This window comes from Streptomyces sp. NRRL WC-3742 (assembly GCF_000720635.1).
Lineage (GTDB): Bacteria > Actinomycetota > Actinomycetes > Streptomycetales > Streptomycetaceae > Kitasatospora.
Map to the genome: position 1 here is coordinate 22,213 of NZ_JOCF01000105.1, position 10,675 is coordinate 32,887.

Here is a 10,675-nt window from a genome sequence, read left to right on the forward strand (position 1 = left end):
GTGGCGGCAATTCAACACGGGGGTGAGCTTGTGCACCAGATCACGAGCGGAGGTTGTTGCTTTTGCGGGTCGGATGATCTAGTGAGCCCCGAGGCGGGCCCTAGGAGGTCCAGCCGGTCTCCATGAGGGCCTCGGCGGCGCCGTTGGCGGGCTGGGGGACGCCGGCGAGGTCCAGGCTGAACAGGGCGACCAGCAGTTGTTCGCCGCGGACGGTGGCCTGGTGGGAGTAGCCGGCCAGGGTGAACATGGCGGCGGCCATCTCCTCGGCATGCAGGGTCTGCATCCACAGGCACTCGACGGACTTCACGTCGGCGGGCTCCGTCCAGGTGTCGACCTGGGCGACCATCCGGGTGCCGAGCAGGGTGACGCCGTCGCGCTCCTGCGCCTCCGTCAGTTCGAGGTCGTCGAAGCCGAGCCACTCCAGGTAGCGGGCGGCGGTGAACACCGCGTCCTGGGAGGTGCGCACCGGGTGGGGGCGGAACGGGGCGCGGTGGCGGAAGGGGCGGGCCCGTCCGGCCGAGGTGCCGGGGGCCGCGGGCGGGGCGGGCACGGGGGCGCCCAACGGGTGGGCCGGGTACGGGCGGGAGGTCTGCGGGCCGGGGGCGGCGAGCGGGGCGGCGGTGCCGGTGCCCAGGCGGGTCGTGCGGTCCACCGGGAGCCGGACGGTGGCGCCGCAGTTGCAGGTGAACTCCGGCTGGGGCCACTGGTCGGAGCGGCCGCAGTGGGGGCAGCGCATGCTCAGCCAGGAGTCCTCCCAGGAGCGGAACCGCACCTGCACGGGGACCCCGCCGCGCAGCAGCGGCACCTTCAGCGAGGCGCCGCACGGGCAGGGCAGCGACGGGGGCTCGTACAGGTGCTCGCGGCGGCAGGCGGGGCAGCGGATCGCCCGGGCGCCGCCGCCCGCCCCGGGACCTTGCCGCGCGGGGTCGTGTCCGGTGAAGTCGTCGGGCAGTCCGGCCATCGCGGGCTCCGTCCCTCGGGGTCGGGTGGGGTTCGATTCCCATGCTCCCTGATGCGGCGGGCGGTTGGCACGGAATGGGGCAATCCTCAGGGATGGATCAGGGACGGTCGTCCGGCAGGTGGAGCGTGGGCGACCGGCGCTCCGCCTCGATGGTTAGGCGGCGCCCCACCTGGCCAGGTCGGCGGGGGTGTCCAGGTCGTCGGGGACGGCCACGTCGGCGCATTCGACGAGGGCGGTCTCCGCCGCGTGCGCCGCCAGCAGCGCCCTGGCGCCGGAGTCGCCGTGCGCGCCGGCGGCCGCCTCGGCGAAGTGGCGGGCGCCGATCAGCACGGGGTGCCCGCGCCGGCCCCCGTAGGCGGCGGCGGCGAGTTCGGCGCCGGCCCGGTGCGCGGCCAGCAGCCGGGCGACGGCGGCCGGGGTGACGCCCGGGGTGTCCACCAGCAGCACCAGCGCCGCCGAGACGCCCGGCGGCAGGGCGGCCAGGCCCGCGCGCAGCGAGGAGCCCATCCCGCTCGCCCAGTCCGGGTTGGCGACCAGCCGGCAGCCCGGCAGGTGCGCGGTGGTCCGCACCTGCGCGGCGGCGGCGCCCAGGACGACCACCACCTCGGGGCAGCCGCCCGCCCGGGCCACGGCCACCGTGTGCTCCACCAGCGGGCGGCCGCCGTAGCGGATCAGCGCCTTGGGCCGTCCGCCCAGGCGCCGACCGCCTCCGGCGGCCAGGACGAGCGCGGCGACGGGCCCCAGCGAGTTCTGCATGGGTCCAGCCTGCCCGGTGGGGAGGGCGCGGCGCATCGGACGAAGGCACAACGCCACCGGCCGGACCGGGTGTGAGCTTCGACATGCTCCTCGGGGTCCGCGTGGCGTCGCCTTGACCCGCCTTGGGGCGGCTGATCCACTCCGCTGGTCCGTCAAACCGCCCCTGACCTCGGGAGTTATCCGTGCCCGCCCGCCGTACCCGGCTCTCCGCCGCCACCGTGTTCCTCATATGCGCGCTCGCGCTGGTCGGTTGGCTGGTCGGCGGCCGCGACCACGACAAGCCCGCTCCCGGCGGCACCGCTCCGGCCGGGGCGCTGGGCACCAGCCCGCTGCAGAACCCGGACGGCACCAAGCCCGGCCTCGCCCCGCTGGGCACCCCCGAGGAGCGCAGGGCCGGCCGCGAGCTCATCACCAGGGTCACCACCGCCGCCCCCGGCCCCAAGGACGGCTACGACCGTAACGAGTTCGGCCCCGCCTGGACGGACAACGTCGAGGGCGTCCCCCTCGGCGGCAACAAGTGCGACACCCGCAACGACCTGCTCGCCCGTGACGGCACCGGCGTCGAGCGCAAGGACGGCTCGGACTGCGTGGTCACCGCGATGACCATCCACGACCCGTACACCGGCAGGACCGTCCGGTGGACGAAGCAGCAGCCCACGAAGATCCAGATCGACCACGTGATGCCCCTGTCCTACGACTGGCAGATGGGCGCGGCCGCCTGGGACAAGCTCAAGCGCGTCCAGATCGCCAACGACCCGCTCAACCTGATCCCCGCCGACGGCTCCCAGAACGCCTCCAAGGGCGACTCCGGCCCGGCCTCCTGGCTGCCCGCCAACACCGAGGTGCGCTGCTCCTACGCGGTGCGCTTCGCCCAGGTGTCGCTGAAGTACGGGCTGCCCGTCAGCGAGGCGGACAAGAAGACCATGCTCCAGCAGTGCGGCGGCTGACCGAGGCCCCGAACGACCGCGCCAAGACCGTTCCGCGACCGGCGGAAACCCTCCCGTCGGGCCCCAGGTCCGGGGCCCGGATGTGACCCGGACCGGGGATGGATGGTATGCGTGAGCAGTGGACTCGAAGATCCAACGGTCACCCCGCAGGGCCCTGCCCGCCCTCGCCGCCGCGCTCGCCGCCGCCCTGACGGCCGCCGGCTGCACCGGCACGCCCACCGCGAGCGCCCCGACCGCCCGCCCGCCCCTGGCCGACAGAGCCCCGTCCGCCGCCGCGCCCGAACTGCGCGCGCTCTACGACCAGCGGATCGACTGGCAGTCCTGCGGGGAGCCCGCCGAGGGCGGGGAGCCCACCGTCGAGTGCGCCACCCTCAAGGCGCCGCTGGACTACGAGAAGCCCGGCGGCGAGACCATCGACGTCGCCCTCACCCGGGTTCCCGCCGCCGACCAGAAGCACCGCCTCGGCGCCCTGGTCCTCAACCCGGGCGGGCCCGGCAACTCCGGTACGAGCATGATCCAGTGGGGCTGGAAGAGCTACCAGGGCCCGCTGCACGACCGCTACGACCTCGTCGGCTTCGACCCGCGCGGCGCCGGCCGCACCACCCCGGTGCACTGCCTCGACGACCGCACCCGCGACGAGTGGACCTCCACCGACGACCCCGGCTACGACCACGGCCGCGTCATCGCCGACGCCTGCCAGGCCAAGCACGCCGCCCTCCTGCCGCACCTCGGCACCCGCGACACCGCCCGCGACATGGACGTGCTGCGCAGCGCCCTCGGCCAGCGCAAGCTCGACTTCCTCGGCCTGTCCTACGGCACCTACCTCGGCGCCCTCTACGCCGAGGAGTTCCCCGAGCGCACCGGCCGCCTCGTCCTCGACGGCGCCGTGGAGCGCAGCACCGACCTGATGCACCTCAACGGCGAACAGGCCGTCGCCACCGAGGCCGAGTTCACCTCCTTCGCCACCGACTGCGCCACCAACGACGAGTCCTGCCCCTTCGGCACCGACCCGGCCGCCGCCCCGCGCCGCCTCGCCGAGTTCCTCGACGGCCTGCGGGCCCGCCCCCTGAGCACCGGGGACGGGCGCAGCCTCACCGCCGCCCTCGCCTGGGGCGGCGTCATCGGCGTCCTCAACGACGGCAGCCGCTCCTTCGAGCGGCTGCGCGAGGCCCTCGCTCCGGCGGTCACCCGCGGCGACGCCGACGAGCTGATGCGCCTGGCCGACAACGCCAACGGCCGCGACCAGGACGGCCGTTACGACACCGCCGCCGACGCCTACGCGGCCATCCACTGCGCCGACGCGGCCCTCGCCCCCAGCCCCGCCGACCTGCGCACCGCCCTCGCCGCCCTCGCCGCCCAGGCCCCGCTCACCAGCCACCACGACACCCGCCTCGCCCTGCTCGACCCGGACTGCCGCCCCTGGCCGTACCGCTCGCCGGAGAAGCCGCACACGGTGAAGGCGCCGGGCAGCGCGCCGATCCTCGTCGTCGGCTCCACGGGCGACCCGGTCACGCCGTACCCGTGGGCGCAGCGGATGGCCGCCGGGTTCGAGCACGGAGTGCTGCTCACCCGGGACGGGGACGGGCACACCGCGTGGGACAAGAGCGGGTGCGTGCGCTCGGCGGTCGCGGACTACCTGGTGGACGGGCGGATGCCGGCCCCGGGGACGCGCTGCGCCTCGGACTGACATGGCCTGACCTGACGCGACGGCGCAGGGGGCGCACCGCGCTGCTCGCGGTGCGCCCCCTGCGGGCCTCTTCCGGTCGGCGGCTCAGGAGGTCGGGGCCGTCAGGTCGGTCGGGGCCGTCAGGTCGTAGAACGTGGCCGTGCCGACGGTGCGCTTGGTGAAGTGGGCCGTCACCCACGCCTGGATCTGGGCGCTCTCGGTCTGCCGGCCGCCCTCGTCGTCGCCCTCGCCGCCGGCGCCACCGAAGCCGCGGCGGGAGCCGCCGTCGATGAACCAGTGGACCTTGCCCTGCTGGACGTCCTTCTGGAAGTCGGCCAGGCTCAGCGACGGGTCGGTGCCGTTGAAGCCGCCGAGGGCCATCACCGGCTTGCCGGTGGCGAGTTGGTAGCTCGCGGAGTTCTGCGAGCCGACCGCCGCCGCGGCCCAGGTGAAGCGGTCGGCGTCCTGCTTCAGCAGGGCCGCGGCCTCGTCGCTCACCTTGGTGCCGCCGAGCAGGCCGCCCATGCCGCCCGCGCCGCCCATGCCGCCGGGGAAGCCCTCGGGGCCGCCGGGCAGGCCCGGCACGGTGGCGGCGCCGTTGCCGTTGCCCGTCGTGCCGCGCTCGTGGCGGCCGTTCGCCTTGCCCGAGCCGTTGCCCGAGCCGTTGCCCGAGCCGTTGTTGGAGCCGTCGCCGAAACCGTTGTCGGAGCCGGAGCCGGGATTGGCGCCCGCGCCCGGCCCGCCCGGCCCGCCCGGGAAGCCCGGGAAGGCGCCCCCGCCGGGGAAGCCCCCGCCGTTCCTGCCGCGCGGGGCCTGACCGCCCGGGAAGCCCGCGCCGCCCTTGCGCCCGCCGCCGCCCGGCCCGAACGAGCCCTTGACGGACGGTCCGGCCGTCACGATCGAGCCGTTGTGCGCCGTCGCCACGGTGTCCACCGCGTACGCCGCCGGGCCGCCGAACGCCGCCGCCAGGCCCACCAGGCCCGCCACCGAGGCGATCCGCGCCCCGAACCGGCCCGAGGACCGCCCGGCCGCCTGGCCCCAGACCAGCGCGCCCGCCGCCGCCAGCCCGCCGAGCAGCACCGCCCAGCGCAGCCACGGCAGGAAGTCCGAGCTGCGCCCGAGCAGGACGAACGCCCAGACCGCCGTCACCGCGAGGGTGCCGGAGAGCACCAGCGCCCACGGCAGCCGGTGCCGCGCCCGCCACAGCCCGTCCACGCCCATGCCGACCAGGGCCGCGACGGCCGGGGCCAGCGCCACCGTGTAGTACTGGTGGAAGATCCCGGACATGAAGCTGAACACCAGCGCCGTGGAGATCAGCCAGCCGCCCCAGACCAGGAACGCCGCGCGGGCGGTGTCGGTGCGGGCGTAGCGGCGGGTCGCCCAGAGGCCGACGACCAGCAGGATCAGCGCGGCCGGCATCAGCCAGGCGATCTGCCCGCCGATGTCGCTGCCGAACAGCCGGGTGACGCCGGTCTGGCCCCAGCCGCGGCCGCCGCGGGCCGCGCCGCCCGGCAGGTCCAGCCCGGCGGGCAGGCGCGCGCCGCCGCCGACGCTGCCGCGCTCGTTGCCGTCCACCCGGCCGAGGCCGTTGTAGCCGAAGGTCAGCGACAGGAAGCTGTTGTCCTGGGAGCCGCCGACGTACGGGCGGGCCGAGGCGGGCAGCAGTTCGACCACGGCCACCCACCAGCCGCCCGCGACGAGCAGGGCCGCGCCCGCGAGCAGCGTCTGGCGCACCCGCCGCCACAGGCCCGTGGGCGCGACGACCAGGTAGACCACCGCGAAGGCGGGCAGGATCAGGAAGGCCGCCAGCGTCTTGGTGAGGAAGGCGAAGCCGAACATCGCCCCGGTGAACAGCAGCCACCGGGTGCTCGCCGTCTCGATGGCCCGCACCATCCCGTACGCGGAGAGGGTGAGCAGCAGCACCAGCAGCGCGTCGGGGTTGTTGAAGCGGAACATCAGCGCCGCGACGGGGGTGAGCGCGAACGCGGCCCCGGCGATCAGCCCGCCGAGCGGGGAGAAGCGGCGGCGCACCGTCGCGTACAGCACGCCCGCGGTGGCGGCGCCCATCAGGGCCTGCGGGGCCAGGATCGACCAGGAGTTGAGGCCGAACAGCCGCACCGACAGGGCCATCGGCCACAGCGACATGGGGGGCTTGTCGACGGTGATGAAGTTCGCGGCGTCCGAGGAGCCGAAGAAGAACGCCTTCCAGCTCTGGCTGCCCGCCTGGACGGCCGCCGAGTAGAAGGCGTTCGCCCAGCCGGAGGCGCCCAGGCCCCACAGGTAGAGGAGCGCGGTGGCGGCCATCAGCCCCAGCAGGGCCGGGCGCACCCAGCGCGGGTCGTCCTCGCGGCCGCGCCAGGCCCGGGCGGGCAGGGTGCGCAGCCGCTCCGACCAGGAGGCGAACCCCTTCGGCCCGACGGGCGGCAGGGGCTGCTCCGGGAAGAGCGGGGCCGGCCGGTCAACCCCCGGCTGCGGCACCTGCGGCGGCGGGTAGTCCGCGGCCTCGGGCCACGGTTCGCCGGCCGGAGGGGAATAGCTGCTCGTGGTCATGCGCCATACGCTGGGTGGCGTGGCTGAGAGAACCGTGAGACGGGGCTGTGAGACGGGTTTGATCTAGGGGTTCACCCGTTTCGCGGGGTCTCCTGGCCCTGCGGGTTCTCCGGCTCAGGCGGCGGCGGGCATCGTGAGGTGCTTGCCCAGCCACTCCAGGGCCGGGGGGATCTCCCGGGTCCAGGTGTGGAAGTTGTGGCCGGCGGTGTCCAGGGTGATCGTGGACATCGCGGTCGGGGCCTTGAAGGCGCCGACCATGGCCTGGGTCTCCTCGTAGTTGTTCTCGTCGTTCGCCGTGGTCAGCAGCAGGGAGACGGGCACCGGCGGCTGGTTCTTGAGCCGCCACAGCAGGTCGTTCTCCTGCTTGAGCTTGTCGTCGCCGCCGAACAGGTCGCCGGTGGTCGGGTCGTGGGCGGCGCTGTAGTAGCCGGAGAGTGCCACGGCGGCCTTGTAGGAGTCGGGCTTGCGCAGCGCGAACTTCAGCGCGCAGTAGCCGCCGGTGGAGTTGCCGATGACGGCGCGGTTGGCCGGGTCGGTGCCGATCCGGTAGGTGGCGGCGAGGGCCTTGGGCAGGTCGGTGGTGAAGAAGGACTCCACCTGGGGGCCGTTCGGCACGTCGACGCACTCGGTGTCCCGGTCGACGAGGGTGGGGCGGGTCATCACCAGGATGGTCGGCGGCAGCTTCTTCTTCTCGATCGCGTCGAGGGTGGACGCCGGGTACTGCATCAGCGAGATCAGCTTCTCGGGGGTGCCCGGGTAGCCGGTGAGCACCAGGGCCATCGGGAAGCGCTGCTTGGCGAAGTCCGGCTGGAAGTACTGCGGGGGCAGGTAGACGTACGCCTCGGTGGTCAGACCGCTGCCGGCCCCCTTGACGGCGACCTTCTGGATCAGCCCGGAGCGGTCGGGCTCCGAGCCCTGCGCCGAGTAGAACTTCTGCTCTCCGGTGACGGCCACGCCGGAGGCGTTCGGCTGGTGGTCGACGACGGTGCCCAGGCCCCCGCTGGTGCCGAGCAGGTCGGTCCAGGAGCTGTAGAAGCCGAAGTAGCTGTTGGCGATCAGGCCCATCGCGGCCAGCACCGACAGCTGCGCGGCCAGGAACGCGCCGAGCCGGCCCGCCCAGGACTTCCACCCCTTCCCGCCGAACCGCGGCCAGAGCCACATGGTGGCGGCGAAGACGAGGATCGCGACCACGGAGGCGACGATCTGGAGGGGGAGTCCGGTGAGACTGAGCACCCGCCCGATGGTAGTTGACCTCCTGGGAGTTCCCTGGACGGGCCCCGGCAGGTAACAGGTTGACCATGCCCTCACAAGATCGGGACGATGTGCCGCCGTGAGTACGGACTGCACGGACTGTCGAGTTTTCGGGGCGGGATCATGAAGGTCATGGGGAGGGCCGGGCTCGCGCTCGGCGGGGTGCTGGCGCTGGCGGCGTGCTCGAGCGGGGGCGGCGGGACGGCCGCGCCGACCGCTTCGGCGTCGACCTCCACTCCGGCGGCGTTCGGGACGTCGCTGAACCAGGCGCTGGAGCCGCTGGGCACCGGGCTGGGCAAGGTGTCGGCGGCGAAGGACACGGTGGAACTGAACGCGGCCCTCGGGAACGTCGGCTCCAACGCGGCCCGCGCCGCGCGCACCCTCAAGGCCACGACCGCCCCGGCCGAGGCGGAGCCCGGGCGCACCGACCTGCTGGCCGCCCTGGACGCGCTCAACGAGGAGACCTCGGCGATCACGGCCGTGGGCAGCAAGAACCTCTGCGGCGTGGCCGCCGGCCAGATGAAGCTGACCGGCGGCAAGGGACTGCCCGGCCTGACCGCCGCGCTCGCCAAGCTGGACACGGCGGGCGTCAGGAGCACGTTCACCGTCCCGAAGCTGGCCCAGAAGCCCGCCCAGCCGAGGACGCTGGAGAACGGGACGCTGGTCCGCGACGGCGGCAAGGGCGGCAAGGGCACGTTGAAGGTCAAGAACACCGGTGAGACCGACGCGGTCGTCTCGCTCGCCGTGGACGGCGCCTCGGTGGTCTCGGTGTACGCGGCCAAGGGCCAGGAGGCCAGTGTCGACGGCATCAAGGACGGCACGTACGACGCGTACGTCTCGACCGGGACGGACTGGGACCCGGACGCCAAACTGTTCACCCAGGGCTGCAAGTTCAGCCGCTTCCAGGACAAGCAGGACTACGACTCGAAGGGCTCCGGGACGGTCTGGACCGTCACCACCAAGACCACGGACGGCGAGGGCAGCAAGTCCGACACCCTGAACGTGGCCTCCGCCCCGCAGCCGTAGCGGCAACGGGCGGGGCAGGGTTGTGGATTGAGCCGATTTCCGTCCTAACCGTTGATTCCTTGTAGTGCGCATGGCACTTTCGTGCGTCGCGGGCCTCGGCAACCAGCAGGGGCCCGCGATCCCCCACAAGGAGAGCCATGTTCAAGAGAGTTGCCGCGACGGCCGCCGCGAGCGTCGTCGTCGCGGGCGGTCTGACCTTCGTCGCCGCCCCCGCACACGCCGTCCAGGCCGCAGACCTGACCTCCACCATCGCGCTGAGCAACTGCTCGGCCTCGCTGGTCCGTTACCCCACCTCGGTGGACGGCGACCGGGCGCTGATGCTCACCAACGGGCACTGTCTGCCGACGATGCCCCCGGCCGGGCAGGTCATCCAGAACCAGAGCGCCAGCCGCAGCGGCACCCTGCTCGACGGTGCGGGCAACAGCCTCGGCACCGTGCAGGCCGACCGGGTGCTGTACGCGACGATGACCGGCACGGACGTCGCGCTGTACCAGCTCACCGACACCTACGGGTCGATCGGCTCCAAGTACGGTGCCACCGCGCTGACGATCAACGACTCCCACCCGGTCGACGGCGCGGCGATGTACATCCCGTCCTCGTACTGGAAGCAGACCTGGAACTGCTCCGTCAACGGCTTCGTGCCGACCCTGCGCGAGGACCAGTGGACCTGGCACGACTCGCTGCGCTACAGCTCCGGCTGCAACACCACGCACGGCACCTCGGGTTCGCCGATCGTCGACTCCGCCAGCGGCCGGATCGTCGGCATCAACAACACCGGCAACGACGACGGCGCCATGTGCACCCTCAACAACCCGTGCGAGGTGGCCGCCGACGGCACCACCACCGTCTCCAAGGGCCAGAGCTACGGTGAGGAGACCTACTGGTTCACCACCTGCCTGGGCACCAACCGCACCATCGACCTCAACGTCGCCGGCTGCCTGCTGACCAAGCCGGCCGGCACCGGCGCCGTCTCGGTGAGCAACCCGGGCGGCCAGTCCACCACGGTCGGCGGCGCGGTGAACCTGCAGATCAACGCCTCCGGCGGCACCGCCCCGCTGTCCTACTCGGCGACGGGCCTGCCCGCGGGCCTGTCGATCAACGCCTCGACCGGCCTGATATCCGGGACGGCTTCGACCATCGGCAGCTCCAACGTGACCGTCACCGTCACCGACGCGGCCGGCAAGTCCGGTTCCGCGGCCTTCTCCTGGACGGTCCTCGGCTCCGGCGGTACCTGCACCCCGGCGCAGCTGCTCGGCAACCAGGGCTTCGAGACGGGCACGGCCGCCCCGTGGACGGCCAGCTCCGGCGTCGTGGACAACAGCTCCTCCCAGGCGGCGCACAGCGGCTCCTGGAAGTCGTGGATGAACGGCTACGGCAGCACCCACACCGACACCCTGTCGCAGACGGTGACCATCCCGGCCGGCTGCAAGGCGACGCTGAGCTTCTGGCTGCACATCGACACCGCCGAGACGGGCACCACCGCGTACGACAAGCTGACGGTCTCCGTCAACGGCACCA

At 73.5% G+C, this 10,675-nt stretch carries 8 protein-coding genes; 4 read left to right on the forward strand and 4 right to left on the reverse strand.

Annotation, left to right across the window (positions count from 1 at the left end; all coding sequences use genetic code 11):
- Positions 1-100 precede the first annotated feature (100 nt).
- Both IH61_RS0137415 and IH61_RS0137420 read right to left on the reverse strand, forming a co-directional pair.
- Entirely contained in the window at positions 101-961 is an 861-nt protein-coding gene (locus IH61_RS0137415) for a hypothetical protein (protein WP_234327503.1), read from the reverse strand.
- A gap of 153 nt (positions 962-1,114) precedes the next feature.
- A complete protein-coding gene (locus IH61_RS0137420; RefSeq protein ID WP_031078397.1) occupies positions 1,115-1,717 on the reverse strand; it encodes a nucleotidyltransferase family protein in 603 nt (200 codons plus the stop codon).
- A gap of 182 nt (positions 1,718-1,899) precedes the next feature.
- Here IH61_RS0137420 and IH61_RS0137425 point away from each other — a divergent pair, with 182 nt between their 5' ends.
- Positions 1,900-2,664: an HNH endonuclease family protein gene (locus IH61_RS0137425; protein ID WP_078911693.1), complete on the forward strand. Its 765-nt coding sequence runs from the start codon at positions 1,900-1,902 to the stop codon at positions 2,662-2,664.
- 118 nt (positions 2,665-2,782) lie between these two features.
- A complete protein-coding gene (locus tag IH61_RS0137430; protein ID WP_051838679.1) occupies positions 2,783-4,351 on the forward strand; it encodes an alpha/beta hydrolase in 1,569 nt (522 codons plus the stop codon).
- Between the two features lie 84 nt (positions 4,352-4,435).
- Here IH61_RS0137430 and IH61_RS0137435 read toward each other — a convergent pair whose 3' ends face one another.
- Together IH61_RS0137435 and IH61_RS0137440 are read right to left on the reverse strand one after the other, a co-directional pair.
- Positions 4,436-6,880: a glycosyltransferase family 39 protein gene (locus tag IH61_RS0137435; RefSeq protein WP_037973879.1), complete on the reverse strand. Its 2,445-nt coding sequence runs from the start codon at positions 6,878-6,880 to the stop codon at positions 4,436-4,438.
- Between the two features lie 114 nt (positions 6,881-6,994).
- Complete coding sequence (locus IH61_RS0137440) at positions 6,995-8,113, reverse strand: alpha/beta hydrolase (RefSeq protein ID WP_031078402.1); 1,119 nt, start codon at positions 8,111-8,113, stop codon at positions 6,995-6,997.
- 150 nt (positions 8,114-8,263) lie between these two features.
- On the opposite strand from IH61_RS0137440, the gene IH61_RS0137445 reads away from it, so the two are divergent.
- Together IH61_RS0137445 and IH61_RS43630 are read left to right on the forward strand one after the other, a co-directional pair.
- Positions 8,264-9,157, forward strand: coding sequence for a hypothetical protein (locus IH61_RS0137445; protein WP_031078406.1), 894 nt, complete (start codon positions 8,264-8,266; stop codon positions 9,155-9,157).
- A 137-nt stretch (positions 9,158-9,294) separates the two neighbouring features.
- A partial coding sequence (locus IH61_RS43630; protein ID WP_051838680.1) for a putative Ig domain-containing protein occupies positions 9,295-10,675 on the forward strand: 1,381 nt, incomplete at its 3' end.